Raw genomic sequence first — 17,549 nt, 5'->3', positions numbered from 1 at the left:
CGCGCTTCTTTCACCCCGCGTTCAGAACACAAAACCCGGGTCGCGCCGCCCCCCGCGCAGACCCGGCTCCAAGACAAAGGAAAACCATGACCGCTTACGCCCATCTGCAAACCGAACGCCACGGCCACACCGTACTAGTGACCATGGACAACCCGCCGGCCAACACCTGGAATCGCGCCAGCCTGTCCGCGCTCAAGCGCTTGGTGACCGATCTCAACGCCGACCCGGAAGTTTACGCGCTGGTGCTGACCGGGCAGGGCGAGAAGTTCTTCTCCGCCGGCGCCGATCTCAACCTGTTTGCCAGCGGCGACAAACTGGTGGCCACGGAAATGACCATGCTGTTTGGCGAAGCGTTTGAAGCGCTGTCGTCTTTCCGCGGCGTCAGCATTGCCGCCATCAACGGCTTCGCCATGGGCGGCGGGCTGGAATGTGCGCTGGCCTGCGACATCCGCATCGCCGAAGTGCAGGCGCAAATGGCGCTGCCGGAAGCCGCGGTAGGCCTGCTGCCCTGCGCCGGCGGCACCCAGCACCTGCCTTGGCTGGTGGGCGAAGGCTGGGCCAAGCGCATGATTCTCTGCGGCGAACGGGTGGACGCCGACACCGCCGAGCGCATCGGCCTGGTGGAAGAAGTCGTCGGCAAGGGACAGGCGCGCGAAGCCGCCTTGAAGCTGGCCGAGAAGGTGGCGCGCCAATCGCCCTCTTCGGTCAGCGTGTGTAAATCGCTGGTGCAACGCGCCCGGCTGGAACCGCCGGGCTACAACCTGATCCACGAGCGCGAGCAGTTCATCAAACTGTTCGACACCGAAGACCAGCAAGAAGGCGTGCAAGCCTTCCTCGACAAGCGCCAGCCGGCATGGCGCAACCGCTGACCCGCGCGACAGGACCCGATATGGACGACGCCGTACTGTTTCACGAAGTGGCCGCCAGCGGCGGCAAGGCCATCGCCGTGGCCACCCTCAATGCAGAGAAATCGCTCAATGCGCTGACCCTGCCCATGATCCGCCTGCTGCATCCGCAACTGGCGCGCTGGGCGCAAGACGCGCGCATCGCCGTCGTGGTGTTGCGCGGCGCGGGCGACAAAGCCTTCTGCGCCGGCGGCGATGTGCGCGCTTTGCGCAGCGCGCTGCTGGAGGACGACAGCTACCCCAATCCGCAGGCCCAGGCCTTTTTTACCGAAGAATACGCGCTGGATTACGCCATCCACCGCTTCCCCAAGCCCATAGTGGCATGGGGTGCCGGCATTGTCATGGGCGGCGGCCTCGGCCTGATGGCCGGCGCCAGCCACCGCGTGGCCACCGCCGCCACCCGCATTGCCATGCCGGAAATCACCATCGGCTTGTATCCGGATGTGGCCGGCAGCTGGTTCCTGCAGCGCATGCCGGCGCGTGTGGGGCTGTTTCTCGGCCTGACCGGCGCGCCGCTCAACGCCCATGACGCGCTGATCTGCAATCTGGCCGACCACGTGCTGCCGCGCGACGGCTGGCAAGCCATGCTGAGCGCGCTGGCCTCCGCCGACTGGTCTTCGGCCAACCTGGCGCACGGGCAGGTCAGCGCCATTCTGGAGCGGCTGGAAGAAAACAATCCCGACCCGCTGCCCGACTCCCCGGTGCAGCGCAATCTGCTGGCCGTTCACCGGCTGATGAATCACGGCGACGTGGCCGCCGTGTGCCGCGCCATCGCCGCGGTGGACACCAGCGACGACTGGCTGGCCGCCGCCGCCGCCAGCCTGCGTCACGGCAGCCCGATGTCGGCCGCCGTCACCTGGGAAATCTTCCGCCGCGCCAAACACTTGTCGCTGGCCGAGGTATTGCGCATGGAGCTGGCCCTGTCGCTCAACTTCTGCGCCCAGCCGGAATTCCGCGAAGGCGTGCGCGCCTTGCTGGTGGACAAGGACCGCCAGCCCCGCTGGTGCACCGCCTCGTTGGAAGAGGTGGACGCCGATACGGTAGCGCGGCACTTCCACTCGCCGTGGCCGGAGGAACAACACCCACTGGCGCAGCTCGCCTGATACCGGATAGCTGACAAGACACAGGAGACAACAGCATGGACAACATCGCCTTCATCGGCCTGGGCAATATGGGCGGCCCAATGGCGCTCAATCTGGTCAACAAGGGTTTCAAGGTCAGCGCCTTCGACCTCTCCGCCGAGGCGCTGGCCAAGCTGGCCGCCGCCGGGGCGCGCCCGGCAGCCAGCGCACTGGACGCCGTGCACGGCGCCGGCGTGGTGATCTCCATGCTGCCGGCCGGCAAGCATGTGGACGCGCTCTATTGCGGCGAGCACGGCCTGTTCGGCAAACTGCCGGCCGGCACGCTGGTGATCGACTGCAGCACCATTGCCGCCAGCGACGCCCGGCGGGTGGCCAACGCCGCAAAAGCTGTCGGCCTGCGCATGCTGGACGCGCCGGTATCCGGCGGCACGGCGGGCGCAGCGGCCGGCACGCTGACCTTCATCGTGGGCGGCGAGGAGGCGGATCTGGAGCAAGCGCGCCCGCTGCTTGAAGCCATGGGCAAAAACATCTTCCATGCCGGCGGCAACGGCGCGGGCCAGACCGCCAAGATCTGCAACAACATGATGCTGGGCATTCTCATGGCCGGCACCGCCGAGGCGCTGGCGCTGGGGGTGAAAAACGGGCTGGACCCGAAAGTACTGTCCGACATCATGAGCAAGAGCTCTGGCCGCAACTGGGCGGTGGAGTTGTACAACCCCTGGCCGGGGGTGATGGAGAACGCGCCGGCCAGCCGGGCCTACAGCGGCGGCTTCATGTCGGAACTGATGCTGAAAGACCTGGGTTTGGCCGAAGCCACCGCGCTGGACAGTCATGCCGCCACGCCCATGGGCTCGCTGGCGCGCAACCTCTACGAAACCCATGTGGCCGACGGCAAGGGCAAGCTGGATTTTTCCAGCATCCTGCAGTACTTCACAGCGGAGTAAGCCGCCCACTCACGCAACAAGGCCCGGCTTTGCCGGGCCTTTTGCATTGGCGCCCAGCCGCCATGCTTCCCCTTCCTGCCCATTGCCGCGGCGGATTTACAACAATTTCGAATTTCTGTTGCTGACAGGCCCTGACCAACACTCCGCAACGTTTTGCCCGCATCGCCCGTGCGCCGCTGATTAGCATCGAATCATTAGCGGCTGGCATCCAACGGCCGCCCGCCCAGGGAGTGATACATCATGAGCAAGATCCTGCTAGCCGGCGCGCTCGCCCTATGCGCTGCCCAAACCTTCGCCGCCGATGTCGGCATCAGCATCCAGATTGGCGAACCCGGCTTTTACGGTCAGCTGGACCTCGGCGACATCGTGCCGCTGGTCATCAACCCGCATCCGGTCATCATCAGCCCGGTGGTCGTGCAACAGCCCCCACTCTACCTGCGCGTGCCGCCTGGCCATATCCATGACTGGCGGCGCTACTGCGGCCGCTATCACGCCTGCGACCGTCCAGTGTACTTTGTGCAGGACCAGTGGTATCGCAACGAATATGCGCCGCGTTACCGACAGGAACATGCCGAGCGCTTCGGCAAACATGAAGAACATCGGGATGATCAGCGCCACCACGAGCAAGACCATCATGGCGATCATCGCGACAACGGTGGCGAACAGCACGACCAGCCGCGTTGGCCGGATCAGCGCAACTGAGCAGCCCATCGCGCGCGCGCCTGCAAGCGGTCGCCTGGCGACCGCATTTTCATGGTGTACGACAGTCCACGTCCAGCCAGCATCAAGGCTTGGCGGCAGGCAACAACAAGGTGTCGGCTTGACGCCAGAAAGCCGGCGTCAGCGCGATATCCGTACTCAGCTCCGGCTGGCCGGGGTTGGCCAGAATCAGATGCAGCCTGGCCGGCCCCTGCTGCGGCAAGGCCATTTGCCAGCTGGCCAGCGTGTACTCCTTGCCATGCCGCCACAGGCTGTTGTCCGGCCCGGCGTTCTGGTCGCGGCTGATACGGGTGAAGTCGGCCAGACGCCATGGCGACGCCCCCTGCGCCAGCAAGCTCTGGATGCGCGCCAGCCGGGTGGCGCTACTGATGCCCACCTGCTGCGGCTGATCCAGCAGCGCCACATCTTCATACTGATTGGTATGCGCGGTGGTGCCCTCCGCCACGCGGCGCAACTGGTAACGCCCCTGTTGCCCCACCTCCACCTGCATCAGTCCGCTCTTGTCCGCCAGCAGCAAAAATACCGGTTTGGCGGTGGGAAACACTTCGTCGGCGTGCGCCGCCACCTCATCCAGCGAGGCGAAGCGCTGCAGTATCTGCGTCATCACGCCATGGCGCTCGCGATCCTCCTCGCGCACGGCGCGGGCAAGACTGCTGGCGGAGGCGCTCACCACCACCAGGCCCGGCTGGTTCACCCCGGCCTTGATGCCCTTGAAACGGCCGTCATCGGCAAACAGGCCCACATAGCGATAGCCGGTTTTGGGCGTGGTCAGCCGCAGGGACTGCTGGTGATTGGGTGCCCAATCGCGGTTTTTCACAATCAGCGTGCCCTCGGCGCTGGCATCGCCGGCCGCGCCCCACAAGGTGCAGGCAGGGATCGAGGGAGAGGCAAGACAGGCAAGGCACAGCAGGCCGGTCAGCAAAGGTTGGCGAATCATGGCGGCGCGGCGTCAAAGTGGTGATGGCAGAGCCTAGCACGGCGACCGCCTGGCGCGCGGCGCCGCTTGCAAACATTCGTGAAGCCGGCTTTCAGGCGTCGGCGAAATAACGCTGCAGATAGTCGTGTAACTGCGGGTAGGCCAGCGGGCGCGAGTAGTAATAGCCCTGAATGGTGTCGCAACCGTTTTCGCGCAGATAGTCCCGCTGCTCCACCTCCTCCACGCCCTCGGCGGTAATGCCCAGCATCAGGCTTTTCGCCAGCATGATGATAGCCTTGCAAACGGCGGAATCTTGCGACACCTGCGGGATGTTGGCGATGAAGGAACGGTCTATTTTCAGCCGGTCCACCGCCAGGTCTTTCAATACCGCCATGGAGGAATAGCCGGTGCCGAAATCATCAATGGCCACCGACAAGCCCAGCGATTTGAGCTCGCGCAGGATGCGCTTGCTGTTTTCCAGCGATTGCAACACGGTTTCCGTGATTTCCAGCTCCAGCAAATGCGGCGGCAGGCGGCTTTCGGCCAACACCCCGGCCACGGCGTCCTTGAAACTGGGCTCGACAAACTGCATTACCGATACATTGACCGCCACCTTGATGGGATAGGCGTAGATTTCATTCCACACCCGCGCCTCTTCGCAGGCGCGCTGCAATACCCACATGCCCAGTTCCTGTATCAGGCCGCACTCCTCTGCTACCGGAATGAACACGTCAGGCGGGATCAGCGCCCCGGCGTCGTTCCAGCGCAGCAAGGCCTCGAAGCCGATCAGCACCTCGTCTTCCACGCGCACCAGCGGCTGATAGTGCAGCTCGAAGCTGTGCTCCTTCACCGCCAGTCGCAGGCGCTGCTCCAGCCGCATGCGCTCGTGCACCTTGTCCGCCATCGATTGATCGAAAGTGCGATAGCGGCGCTTGCCGGCCTCCTTGGCCTGATACATGGCGCTGTCGGCCGCGCTCAGCAGTTTTTCCACCGTGTTGCCGTGCGCCGGATACATGGCGATGCCGATGCTGCTGGTTACCACAATGGTTTCTCCACCGGCGAGAATGGGTTGCTCCAACCTCTCCAGCAAACGTTCCGCCACCGCCACGCAGTTGGCTTCGTCGCTGTGCGGGCAAATGATGAAGAATTCGTCGCCGCCAAAGCGGATGGGGATATCGGCGCGCCGCACCGTGTCGCGAATGCGCTGGGCGATCACCCGCAACAGCTGGTCGCCGGTGGCGTGCCCCAGACTGTCGTTGATCAGCTTGAAACCATCCAGATCGATAAACAGCAGCCCCAGCGGCGCATGACTCATCTCCGCCCGTTGCAGCTCGATCACCAGTTGCTCGTTGAGCATGTGGCGATTGCCCAGATCAGTCAGCGCATCGTAGAACGCCATCCGGTTGAGCTCCACCTCTGCCCGCTTGATGGAACTGACATCCGTGCAGCCAAAAATGTAGTGCTCGCTTTGCTGCTTGTCGTAAGACACCTTGCAAACGTGCTCCCAAGCGGGAAATGGCTCGCCGCTCTTGCGGCGACACATTACTTCGCCATGCCAGCTGGCGTCCGGCGATTCATCAATCTGCCGGTAGAAGTCGGGCGGATTTTTCTTGACGTGCAGAATCTCGTCGATATCGCAGCCGATGATTTCGAGCAGGCTGTAGCCGCTCATGCGCAAGAAAGCCGGGTTCGCGGACTTCACCTTGAGCTCGCCATCAGCCACCACGATGCCTTCCGCGGTGGACTGGAACACCGCGCCCGCCTGCTGCAGCATCTGCTCGGCATGAATGCGCTCGCTGATATCGCGCAACACGCCGATCTGCTTGGCGCTCTGCTGCCATTGCGGTTCGTACTCCTGCACCGACATCTCCACCCACACTGGCAGGCCTTGGTCCGGCGTAATGGTGGTGATCATGTCCACCCGGCCGCGTTCTTTCAGCAGGACATTGAATTTGCGCTGGTCCACCAGCTCCAGCAGTCGCAAGAATGGCGGCGTACGCTGCTTGCTCTCCCCCATTTCCAGCCCGGTAATACGGCCAAAATGGCCCTGACTGACAAACAGGGACTGTTTGCGGTCCCACTCCCAGATCCCTAGCTGCGCGGTTTCCACCGCCAGCTCCAGCAAGCGCTGCTGCTTCTGGGCCTGCACCTCCGCCTGCCGACAGGCCAGCGCCATACGGATGGTGGCATTCAGCTCGCGCAGCTCAAAGGGCTTGAGCAAGTACCCATAGGGCGCGCTCCGCTCCGCATCCTGCAGCACGTTCTCTTCGGCAAACGCGGTGAGATAGACCACTGGCAGGTCAAAACGCTGGCGGATGTGCAGCGCCGCCTCCGTGCCCGGCATGTCGCCGTCCAGATGAATGTCCATCAACACCAGGTCCGGCAGCAATTCACCGGCCAGACGAATAGCCTCGCCGCCGGACGCCACGGTACCCACCACGTCGAAACCCAGTCCCAGCAGCGCCATTTTCAGATCCAGCGCTACGATGCGTTCGTCTTCAACAATAAGGATGCGGAAAGACATATTCACTCCCGGCTGCATTCAGGCACGCGCAGAACAAAACGACAGCCCTGCCCCGGTGCGGATTCCACGCTCAACTCGCCGCGCAGTTGTTCGGCCAACATGGGCAGCAACTGGAAGCCCAGCGTGCTGGACGCGCCCAGCGCCACACCAGGCGGCAGGCCCCGGCCGGCATCCCGCACGGTGATGACCAAGGCATCGTCAAAGCGCATGACGATTTCCACCTCGCCCGCCTCGCCCGGACCGAAGGCGTGCTTGCAGGCGTTGACCACCAGTTCGTTAAGAATCAGGCCAAAGGGGATGCTGGCCTGCAAATCGAGATAGGCCTCGTCGCCGTCGCGGCGGAAACTCAGCTGCAACCGGCTGTTGTAGCCCGCCCCCACATCACGCAGCAAATGGAGCAATCGTTCGACATATACCGACACCGGTATGCGGGAAAAATCGTTGCGCTCGTACAGCAACTGGTGGATCAGCGCCATCGAACGCACATGGTTCTGACTGTCCAGCAAGGCCTGATGCACTTCGGGCGTGGTATTGCGCGCCTGCAGATTCAGCAAGCTGGAAATCACCTGCAGATTGTTCTTCACCCGGTGGTGCACCTCCCCCAACAGCACCGTTTTCTCCTGCAGCGCTTTTTCCAGCATCTGCCGCGACTGGTAACGCTCCGACACATCGGTCACGCAGGCCAGCGTCAGCAGCTCGCGCTCGGGCCCCACTCGCATGGGATTGAGGCCGATTTCGCAGGGAAAGCGCGTCCCGTCCCGTCGCAGGGCAAACAGCGGCCGGCGATTGGCCATGTCGCGCGCGGCGGGCTCGCGAAAAAAACCACTCACCAACCCGGCATGCTGAGGACGGGACTCCTCCGGCAGCAACATGCTCACCGGCTGACCCACCAAGGCCTCGCGCGTCGAGGCGAACATCTGCTCCATGCGCGAGTTGATCAGACGGATCACCCCGTCCTCATCCACTATCATCAGTCCATCCGGCGTGGATTCCACCACTTGCCGGAAATAGGTTTCGCTGACCTGCAAAGCCTCTTCATTGCGCTTGCGCTCGGTGATGTCGATGCCGGAGGCAATGAGGTTGCCGATACGGCCATCCTCGTCGCGCAGGGGTTTGAGCATAAAATCGATGATCATCCGGCTGTCTTGCTTCATGCGCACGGTAACGTCGTAACGCACCGTTTCGCCCTGCGCAGCGCGGGCCACTGCCGCCCGCAAATCAGCCTGCACCAGAGGATCGTGGCTCCACCAGTAGCACTCCCAGAACGGCTTGCCCTGCACGTCGGCCAGGTCAATGCCGCCCTGCTCCAGAGGCGCGCGGTTGGCCTCCTGCAACACGCCGTCGGTATCCAGCACCCCGACAAACGTGAACAGGGTGTCCAGCACCCGACGCACCCGCTCGCCGCTCTCGCGGATGGCCTGTTCGGCATGCCGCCTCAAGGTGATGTCTTCCACCATGGCCACGATGCCGCAAATCTCGCCCTGAACATTGCGGCGCGGATGATAACTGGCCCGCCACCAAGTAGTGCGGCCGGACCCAGGCGGTATCTCAGCGCTGGCTTCGAAATCGCACTCGGCCTGGCCACTGGCCATCACCTTGCGCATAACCCTCTCCAGGCCGGCGCCGATATCCGGCAGCACATCCGAAGGGCGCAAGCCAATGTGCCCCGCCGCCGTCGCGCCGTTGGAATCGGCCAGCACCTGATTGATGTACTCGTAGCGCAAATCCGCATCCAGCACGGCAATGCCGATTGGCGAGAATTCCAGCAAATCCGATAGAAGTCTTTGCATAAGACGGCCCATCAGCAAGAAGCTTGCGCGATTATTCATTATGGATACGCAGACATCGAATGCAAATCAGCCGCATCGGCAATTTGCATGATCCCCACACAATCGTTCTGTGTCCGCGCTCAATCACAACAAACATCCTGCGCCGGCCTGTATCGCTTCCGCACGCGATGAATGCCAGATAGCACCGGCAGACCATGTCGCAGCAATGCCGGCACGTTCCCACCCTGCTATCAGAAAACATTTTTTCAACAGCATATTCATGCAAATAGCATTGAAGAATGCTGACATTCAGATACTTCGATCGGTTGCGGCACGCGCATCGCATTTCTACCATGCCGGTTTTACTCTCCTGCGCAGCGCCCTGCCTCCATGCCAAAACCGCCCCATCAACAGCCCTCGCGCCCCGCCCGCTCGGTGGGTAGCGCCGTAGCGCAAGCTCGCCGCGCATGAGAAACACACCCAATCAGCCGCGGCTGGCACCACCCGCCACACCGCCCATCCATCTGCGTTACCTGCTGTTCAACGCACTGGCCGCCGCGCTCAGCATCCTGCTGCTGACACCAGCCGCCCGCGGCGGCGCACTACCGGCCCTGCTCCCGCTGTGGCAGGCGGCCTGGCCTGGCTTGCTCATTGCCGGCGCAATCACTGCCATCCGTTACTGCTTCTGGCTGCTCGACTGCAAGCTGGTATCCAACTGCAACCAGGCTGCGCTTGCCCATTGCCAGCGCGAGGAGGACCGCCGGCAAGAGCGGCTGCGCGTCACGCATTCTTTCCTGCTGGGCCCGGCCTGCGTCAGCCCGGACGACCGGCAAGCGCTGCTGGCGGCCCGCCGGCAAGCGCCCACGCCCTTTGCCGGCGTGCTGCGCGTACCGCAAAACCCGCAGCAAGACCCCGGCTACCGCGAGCCGGAACCGGCAACGCCGGCGGACAGTGCAGAAGAGGAGGATGAGCGGGAATGGATGGACGAGGACGACGGCCTGATGTTGGCCGAAGAGGATGCAGAAGCCCTGTGCTTGGCCGAAGAGGAGGAGGAGGACGAAGAGGAAGAGGAAGACAACGACGCAGAAGCAAGACCGACCTTCGACCCTCCCGCGCCGCCGCCCGAGCCGGCGGCAGCCTTCCTCGCCAACCGGCTGGCCGAAGCCGTCGCCCCCTGGTTCCAGCAACTGGACAAACTGCCACGCCGCGTCTCCTGGGCTGGCGACATGGCCCACTGGCCGCTCTTTCGGCAAACCTTGTCCACGCTGGGGGTGCAACTGGATGAGCAGCCCTACCCGGTTGCCGATGCCGATGAAATCGACCAGATCCTGGACGACCTCTACCGCAAAGACCACCCCAAAAACCGCCACCTGCTGCTGGGCATGACCGTGCCTACGCCGGACATCGACGCCGACGTCGATGCGCCGCCCAAGGCAGAAGCCGCCTTCGCCATCGCCGTCACCTATCAGGGCATGCTGCCCAAAATCTGCCGCCCGGCCCAAACCGACGTCAGCGACGACGTTGCGCTGGCCGAACGCAATGGCCGCAACCCGCCGGCGCCCATCGCTTACGTGCAAATACAGCGCCAACCCGCCCCGCCGCTGGCAGAGCGCCACTGGCAACAAGACCCGCTGGATCTGACCCCCTACTGGGGCGATACCGGCCCGCTGGCGCCCTGGATCACCCTGTTGAGCGCGCTGGATCTGGCCGAACACAAACAGTGCCCCATCGGCTGGGCCGCCGAACAGCAAGGCCGGCTATGGACCGGCATCGTTCATCCCGCCAGCCAAAAATAAAGGAAACCGCATGATTCGCTACGTCATTCGCCAAGGCTGCCGCATCAGCAGCGGCGGCATCGTCACCGAAGGCCATTCGCAAGGGCCCTTCCTGGGCGGCGTGCCCGTGTCCTTCATCGGTGCCGCCGCCGCCTGCCACGCCTGCGGACACACCGGCGTCATCGCCGCCGACGGCCCGCGCGGCGCGCTGGGCGAAGGCAACTTCAATGGCCGCACCCTCGCCCTCAGCGGTGATCTGGTGCTCTGCCGCTGCCCCACGCCGCCCCGCGTTCAACACGATTGCGAAGACTGGCGCGTTGCCGTCTAAGCCCTAACCGATTGTCAACCATGCAAAACCCCTATCGCCTCGACTTCCCCGCCCGCTTGGGCTTGTCCCTCTCCGTGCTGGAATTCCAGCTGGACGAAGCGCTGGACACCCCCTACCGCCTCAGCGTCGCCGTCACCGCCGCCGATCCCGACCTGCCGCTGGCCAGCCTCATCGACCAAACCGTCACCTTCACCATCCAGCCCCCGTCCTTCGGCCCCAATCTCGCCATCCCCGGCCTCGGCAGCCTCAACCCGCCGCCGCCCTCCCGCAGCTGGCACGGCGTAGTACGCAAGGCCAGTCGCGGCCGCAGCCACCGCGAAGAAACCCTCTACCGCTTCGACATCGCCCCCCGCATCGCCCGCCTCGCCGACCACCGCGCCACCCGACTGTTCCAGAATCAAACCATCCCCGCCGTCATCGAAGCCGTCCTGCGCCGCCACCAACTCACCGGCAGCGACTTCCAGTTTGCCCTCACCGACGACCACCCCGCCCACGACCACCTCACCCAGTACCGCGAGACCGACCTGCAATTCATCCAGCGCCTGGCCGCCCAGGCCGGCATCTTCTACCAATTTCGCCAAAGCAAAGACGGGCAAGACGTACTGTGCTTCGGCAACAACCTGGAACACTACGCGCGCGGCCAGCTCAAAAACCTCCCCCTGCGCGATCAGGCCGGGCTGGAAAGCGCCGGCGAGGAAGCCGTCAGCCGGCTGGAAGTAGCACACCAGCCCATGCTCAAACAAGTGCGCCGCCGCGACTTCAACTACCGCAGCGCCGGCTCGCCGCAAGACCACAGCGCCGGCTTCGGCGGCGACACTCCCGCCGCTCAAGGTGTGGACTACGACTGGGGCGAAGGTCAGCGCGACGCCATCCAGGGCGAACGCATCGTCCAGCTGCGCCACCAGCTCTCCGTCAGCCGCCAATGCCAGGCCCACGGCGAAGGCAACGCCCTGGCCACCCGCCCCGGCGAAGTCCTGCGGCTGGACCACACGTTTGCCGAAGCCCCACACGGCTGGCTCATCACCGCCGCCCACCACAGCGGCCGCCGCGACCAGGCCTACAGCAACCACTTCAGCGCCATCCCCGCCGACCGCGTCTGGCGGCCCGCCCTGTGCGACAAACCGCTGATCAACGGCACTCTGCCGGCCATGGTGGTCAGCCCCGGCGACAACAGCTACCGCTACCCCTTCCTCGACGAAGAAGGCCGCTACCGCGTGCGCTACCTGTTTGACCTGGACAGCTGGAGCCCCGGCGGCGACTCCCGCCCGGTGCGGCTGGCCAAACCCTTCGCCGGCGGCCGCTTCGGCTTTCACCTGCCTCTCCATGCCGGCACCCGGGTCAACCTCGCCTTTACCGGCGGCGACCCGGAGCGGCCGTATATCGCCTCGGTCATGCACGACAGCGTCAACCGGGACCACATCAACACCCAATGGCACAGCCGCAACGTCCTCCTCACCAAAGCGCACAACAAACTGCGCCTGGAAGACTTGCAAGGCAAAGAACACATCAAGCTGGCCACCGAATACGGCAAAACCCAACTCAACCTCGGCCACCTGGTAAACGCCGGGCGCGAACAACGCGGCGAAGGCTTCGAACTACGCACCGACCACTGGGGTGCCCTGCGCGCCGGTAAAGGGCTGTTCCTCAGCGCGGAAGCCGCCAGCCCCGCCGCCAGCCCGCAACTGGACATGGACCAGGCCCGCCGCCAACTGGAAGAAGCCAACCGGCTGGCGCAAACCCTGGCCAACGCCGCCGCCACCGCCCACGCCCTGCCGCCGGACGTGCAGGCTCAGGTAGACCTGTTGCAACACTCCCTCAAACAACTGGCCCGAGCCGGCATTCTCATCAGCGCCCCCGCCGGCATCGGCGTTGCCACCACATCCAGCATCCAGCACGCCGCCGGCGCCGCCTACGCCGTCACCGCCGGGCAACAACTCAGCCTCAGCACCCTGGACAACCTGGCCGCCAACGCCAACGGCGCCGTCAGCCTGTTTGCCCGCACCGGCGGCATGAAGCTCTACGCCAACGGCGGCAGCGTAGACCTGCAAGCCCAAGGCGGCCCGCTGCAACTACTCAGCGCCAAAGAGATGCACCTGGGCAGCAACCGCACCCTCACCCTGCACGCGCACGACAGCATAGAACTGGCCGCCGGCGGCTTTGGCCTGCGCATCAGCGCCAAAGGGCTGGAAGTGTTTGGCGACCTGACGTTGAACGGCACCATGCACAACGGCGGCAAGGCGGGGTTGGCCGGAGAAAGCGCCACCTTCCCGCAAACCGAACTGGACATCGGGCGCGGCCTGTCTTTGTAAAATCGAAGGAAAAACAATGATTATCAGCCCACCGACCCTCCACTCCCCCCAAGGCAATAAAACCGACGAGGCATGGCTTGACGCCTTGCTGCCAGATCAAACCCTGGGCGGCTACCCCGTCACCAGCCACTTTGAATGGCACGGCGGCTTGCATCTCAAGCTGGCGGGCACGGGCGAGGCCAACACCATCCGCGCCATCGCCAACGGTAACGTCATGCATTACCGCGATTGCGGCCTAGGGGAACTCAGCCCCCCGGACGACTCCCCGCTCAAACACTTAGGGCTGGATACGCCCGGCTGCGTCGTGCTGCGCCACGAAACAGAAATCGGCGCCGGCAAAGACGGCTGTGTCGTGTTCTACTCGGTTTATCAAAACCTGGGCAAACTGGACCCCGCCGTCATCACCGCCTACCAAACCGGCAAAATCCTGCCGCGCAAACACCCGTTGGGCAAAGCTGGCTACGCCGGCGGCATCGGCGGCTGCCACTTTGAAATCTTCTGTACCACCGAAAACCTGCGCCGCCTGACAGGCCGCACCGGTGGCGACCTGCCGCTCAACAAAAACGGCAGAGAGCACGTCCTGTTTGGCGACCTGCACTTCCACCTGCCCAGCGGCACGCCGTACTACCAGTTCAGCAACGACAAACCCAACCAAGGCCCCAGCCACGCCACTCTACCGCCCAGCGGCAAAACCACCGAAGCCCTGTATGTCGCCCTGCACTTTGCCGGCGGCAATATCAGCCTGCAAACCCGCCGCCATCAAGACGAGCAATACCCGCTGCTGCCCATCGCCGCCGCGCCCGTCTACTGGCAAGGCTACGAAATCGGCATGGCCGCCCGGGCAGACCACATCGCCGACCTCCACCCCGGCGTCTCCGCCAGCGTCGTGTTCGAACTACTGCGCTTTGGCCGTCTCATTACCAAAGACAATCACCACCCGCTCCCAGCTAGCGTGCCGCACTGGCACAAAATAGCCACCCCCTCCGGCATGGCCTGGGTCAACCTCAACACCCCGGCCATCACCAAATACAGCGACGCCGACTTCCCCCACTGGCTAGGCTGGCGCTTCATCAACGACGACCCCAGCGACGACGGCCTGTGCCAATCCCCCACCCTGCACAATTGGCTGCTGCCAGGCAACACCCCCAAAACCAAAGCCGCCTTGCTGGCCGCCCTGCCCAAACAACAATCACGTCTTGCCCGCGCCATCTGCCGCTTCCCCAGCGAGTGGGACCTCAACAAACTGGACGCCCGCTATGGCTGGACGCAAAAAGAAAGCCCGCTCAATCCGGCAGCCGACGTCCTCACCCCAGCCAGCTACGCCAAACTCAAAACCAAAATCAGCCTGCTGACTTTCTGGGAAAAAATCCGCGACCGCACCCAAGCCTCGCCGGCCAAACAGTACTACCCGGAAGAAGAAGCCCAGTACGACCGGACATTGGAAGACGCGGTTTGGCACTTCCACCCGCGCGAATTTATCAAACTGTTTCGCAAATGCCGCTGGCTGAACAGCGTGGAAATGGAAATGGTGATGCTGCCGCCGATAAACAGAAAACTCCCGCGCCGACACAAAGAATTAATCAAGCGCTATAAAGATTCTTTGAATTTAACGGTGCGCAAGTACCTGTTTGATATAGGCCACCGTAGCAGCCATTTTTATGGGCAGGGGCGTGTTGAATCTGGTGGATTAACCAGCATGGTCGAAACAGCGCAGATTCAAATCCCCGCACACGAAGAAGGCGGCAAGATTGTTAAAGCGAAGGGCGGCGACCCTATTCCAAGGTCATTAATAGCATATGAAATACGAGAACGCACGTGGTGGGGCAGCGAACAGAAAGACAGAAGTGATGTTTTTGATAAAGTAAGGAAAAATTCAGCAGGTGGTGATGCAGGCCCCCCGTATAGCTGGCTCTATGGCAATATGGATGACGAGGATGCGCAAAAATTTAGAGGGCGTGGATTCAAGCAATTAACATTCCGTGGCAATTATGTCAATTACTGGGTTTATCGAGGCTGGCTAAAGAAAAACTCATTTGACGCCAGCTGGTGGGACGACCCCGCGTATGCACGGAAAGATAAAAAAGCGATGAAGCGCCGGCCTGCCATTATTGACAATCCAGCCGTACTGGCTTATGACGCCCATGCCGCCATCGATAGCGGCGGATTTTACATGGCAGGCGAGCGAGCGGGTATTCAGCTTAAAATGGCGGCTGTCACGGCAAGCAGCATCACTGAGGTCACCCAAGCAATCAATGGTGGCACAAGGGCCTTGCCAGAAAGAAAAGCACATACTTTCCGTGCAGATTACATACTGAATGATGCGCTCACCCCTGTGGAAATTGAAAAAAATGCTCACCCCACCAAACAGTACAAAACCCAGTTTAATCTTGCTTAACAGGAAGACACGATGAGAACGATACCTTTGCTCACCTTATGCAGCCTGCTTGTGTCATCTCATGCGCTGGCAGGACGCTACTCCATAGCTGATATTTACATAAACAACAAAAAAATAGACCGCATAACTTTAAAACATTTTGAAGAACAATCACGAGATGGAGAAGATAACAAGAGTCAAACCACATTGCACATTAATGGCAAGACTTGCAAGATAAAGTCAATGAGCACTCTCGAAAAAGAAGGAATTTTTTTGAGTTCAGATGCGAATTTTTTAATACTATATGACTATTTTGTTGACATCAGCGACACCAGCTCTTGCGAAAAATTAAAACCAGAAAGAAAAAGCCTAGGGGGTTTTTTAGAAGACATCAACAAAAAAAAGGGGATAATGGTTTACACCGGCCCGTATGATCTGGATTGGCAGTGTGATATAACCACCATCAAACGTTTATCAGACGGTAAATATATGGACATTGCCGCAAAGCCGTTCTACTCTTCACGCAAGAGCTCTAAAAACCTGCATAGAAGCTCTTATGCCGCCCAGCCCAAGCTGTCGCCAGATGGCAACTATCTCGCCCTTTCTACCCCCTCCTTCTCCTGTCGCAAAGGGGCTTACCCAGGTGTTTACAACACTAATACGTGGAAACAAGTCATCTTTACCACGCCGGATGTTGATGCCAAATGCGCGGCGCTGTTTCCCAATCTGCCGCCACCAGATTTGACAATAGACCCCACCTGCAAAAATGGCATGGCAGTGCAATATTAGTAGCGGTCTATTTATTATCGATGCCGTGCACATTGCCTCTTCGGCCAAGCTTTATTTGAGCTAAAGGGGAGCAGAAGCTCTTATTGCAAATAATTCATAAGGGCGTTGTTGCACAAATCCGCCCGTCCCGCGGCTTGGTAAGATAGTGGCATGACCAAGCCTGCTCCAAAACGCTATCGAACGACCAACTGGAACGCCTACAACCAAGCCCTGATCCAACGCGGCTCTCTGTCCGTCTGGCTGGATACGGGCATGTCATGGCAGGCCACTCCTCAGGGCAAGCGCGGACGGACGCAGACCTATAGCGATGTGGCTATTCAGTTCTGTTTGACTATCAAGAACCTGTTTGGACTGCCTTTGCGGCAGACCATCGGTTTCATCCAAAGTCTGCTCAAGCTGGCGGGCTTGGGCTGGGGCGTTCCCGACTACAGCACGCTGTCAAGACGGCAGCAGACGCTGCAGGTCAACATTCCCTATCAGAAAAGTGCTGGCGCGCTGCATCTGCTGGTCGATAGCACCGGCATCAAGATGCTGGGTGAAGGCGAGTGGAAAACCAAGAAGCATGGCGCGGAATATCGCCGGCAATGGCGCAAAGTGCATCTGGGCATCGATGCGGAAACCCTGCAAATCCCGGCCATTGAAGTCACGGACAACCGCCAGGCCGATGCGCAAATGCTGCCTTCGCTATTGGCGCAAATCCCGGCTGATGAGCCGATAGGCTGCGTGAGCGGCGACGGGGCTTTCGATACCAAAGCATGTCATGAGGCGATTGCCGCGCGAGGCGCAACGGGATGCATCCCGACCCGCAAGAATGCGAGAGCGTGGAAAGGAAGTTCGCTGGGTGTGCTGGCTCGCAACGAGATTCTGCGGGCGACCAAGCGACTAGGCCGGACGATCTGGAAACGCTGGAGCGGCTACCATCGCCGCAGCCTGGTGGAAACCAAGATGCATTGCTTCAAACGGCTGGGTGAAAGGGTGATGGCTCGCCGCTTCGAGGGTCAAGTGGCAGAGCTGCAAGTGCGCGTTGCCATCTTGAACCGCTTCAGCATGCTGGGCCGTCCATGCACGGTGGCGGTGGTATAAGTCCGCTTGGGGAAAGGGAAAACTCGTCCTG

General features: G+C 62.0%; 13 protein-coding genes. 10 read left to right on the top strand and 3 right to left on the bottom strand.

The features are described from left to right. Positions 1-86: 86 nt before the first annotated feature. The 4 genes from Q0P52_RS06910 (at position 87) to Q0P52_RS06895 (ending at position 3,633) form a co-directional block, all read left to right on the top strand. Positions 87-869 (top strand): enoyl-CoA hydratase, encoded by a 783-nt coding sequence (locus tag Q0P52_RS06910; protein ID WP_293759989.1) that lies wholly within the window; start codon positions 87-89, stop codon positions 867-869. Between the two features lie 20 nt (positions 870-889). Beyond that, on the top strand, positions 890-2,008 hold the full coding sequence (locus tag Q0P52_RS06905) for an enoyl-CoA hydratase/isomerase family protein (protein WP_293759991.1): 1,119 nt from the start codon (positions 890-892) through the stop codon (positions 2,006-2,008). A 35-nt stretch (positions 2,009-2,043) separates the two neighbouring features. Further along, positions 2,044-2,931 carry a 3-hydroxyisobutyrate dehydrogenase gene (mmsB, locus tag Q0P52_RS06900; RefSeq protein WP_293759993.1) on the top strand — a complete coding sequence of 296 codons (888 nt, stop codon included), beginning with the start codon at positions 2,044-2,046 and terminating at the stop codon, positions 2,929-2,931. Positions 2,932-3,171: 240 nt separating this feature from the next. Continuing rightward, the gene (locus tag Q0P52_RS06895) at positions 3,172-3,633 is read left to right on the top strand and encodes a hypothetical protein (RefSeq protein WP_293759995.1); all 462 of its coding nucleotides are present in this window, start codon (positions 3,172-3,174) and stop codon (positions 3,631-3,633) included. Between the two features lie 82 nt (positions 3,634-3,715). On the opposite strand, the gene Q0P52_RS06890 is transcribed toward Q0P52_RS06895, so the two are convergent. From Q0P52_RS06890 to Q0P52_RS06880, 3 genes are all read right to left on the bottom strand, one after another. Then, positions 3,716-4,588, bottom strand: a complete 873-nt coding sequence (locus tag Q0P52_RS06890; RefSeq protein ID WP_293759997.1) for a carcinine hydrolase/isopenicillin-N N-acyltransferase family protein — start codon at positions 4,586-4,588, stop codon at positions 3,716-3,718. 91 nt (positions 4,589-4,679) lie between these two features. Further along, positions 4,680-7,091 (bottom strand): EAL domain-containing protein, encoded by a 2,412-nt coding sequence (locus Q0P52_RS06885; RefSeq protein ID WP_293759999.1) that lies wholly within the window; start codon positions 7,089-7,091, stop codon positions 4,680-4,682. A gap of 2 nt (positions 7,092-7,093) precedes the next feature. After that, on the bottom strand, positions 7,094-8,881 hold the full coding sequence (locus Q0P52_RS06880; RefSeq protein ID WP_293760001.1) for a PAS domain-containing protein: 1,788 nt from the start codon (positions 8,879-8,881) through the stop codon (positions 7,094-7,096). Between the two features lie 446 nt (positions 8,882-9,327). On the opposite strand from Q0P52_RS06880, the gene Q0P52_RS06875 reads away from it, so the two are divergent. The 6 genes from Q0P52_RS06875 to Q0P52_RS06850 all read left to right on the top strand — a co-directional run bounded on the left by Q0P52_RS06875 (position 9,328) and on the right by Q0P52_RS06850 (position 17,518). Continuing rightward, on the top strand, positions 9,328-10,656 hold the full coding sequence (locus Q0P52_RS06875) for a hypothetical protein (RefSeq protein WP_293760003.1): 1,329 nt from the start codon (positions 9,328-9,330) through the stop codon (positions 10,654-10,656). A 10-nt stretch (positions 10,657-10,666) separates the two neighbouring features. After that, entirely contained in the window at positions 10,667-10,963 is a 297-nt protein-coding gene (locus Q0P52_RS06870) for a hypothetical protein (protein ID WP_293760005.1), read from the top strand. A 20-nt stretch (positions 10,964-10,983) separates the two neighbouring features. After that, positions 10,984-13,272: a type VI secretion system Vgr family protein gene (gene vgrG, locus Q0P52_RS06865; protein ID WP_293760007.1), complete on the top strand. Its 2,289-nt coding sequence runs from the start codon at positions 10,984-10,986 to the stop codon at positions 13,270-13,272. A gap of 16 nt (positions 13,273-13,288) precedes the next feature. Further along, a complete protein-coding gene (locus tag Q0P52_RS06860) occupies positions 13,289-15,667 on the top strand; it encodes a hypothetical protein (RefSeq protein ID WP_293760009.1) in 2,379 nt (792 codons plus the stop codon). Positions 15,668-15,679: 12 nt separating this feature from the next. After that, the gene (locus Q0P52_RS06855) at positions 15,680-16,435 is read left to right on the top strand and encodes a hypothetical protein (protein WP_293760011.1); all 756 of its coding nucleotides are present in this window, start codon (positions 15,680-15,682) and stop codon (positions 16,433-16,435) included. Between the two features lie 150 nt (positions 16,436-16,585). Beyond that, on the top strand, positions 16,586-17,518 hold the full coding sequence (locus Q0P52_RS06850) for an IS5 family transposase (RefSeq protein ID WP_293760013.1): 933 nt from the start codon (positions 16,586-16,588) through the stop codon (positions 17,516-17,518). Positions 17,519-17,549 lie beyond the last annotated feature (31 nt).

It is taken from the genome of uncultured Aquitalea sp. (assembly GCF_945957525.1).
Lineage (GTDB): Bacteria > Pseudomonadota > Gammaproteobacteria > Burkholderiales > Chromobacteriaceae > Aquitalea.
Note: the sequence above shows the minus strand (reverse complement) of the source record. Positions and strands in the feature narration are given on the sequence as shown.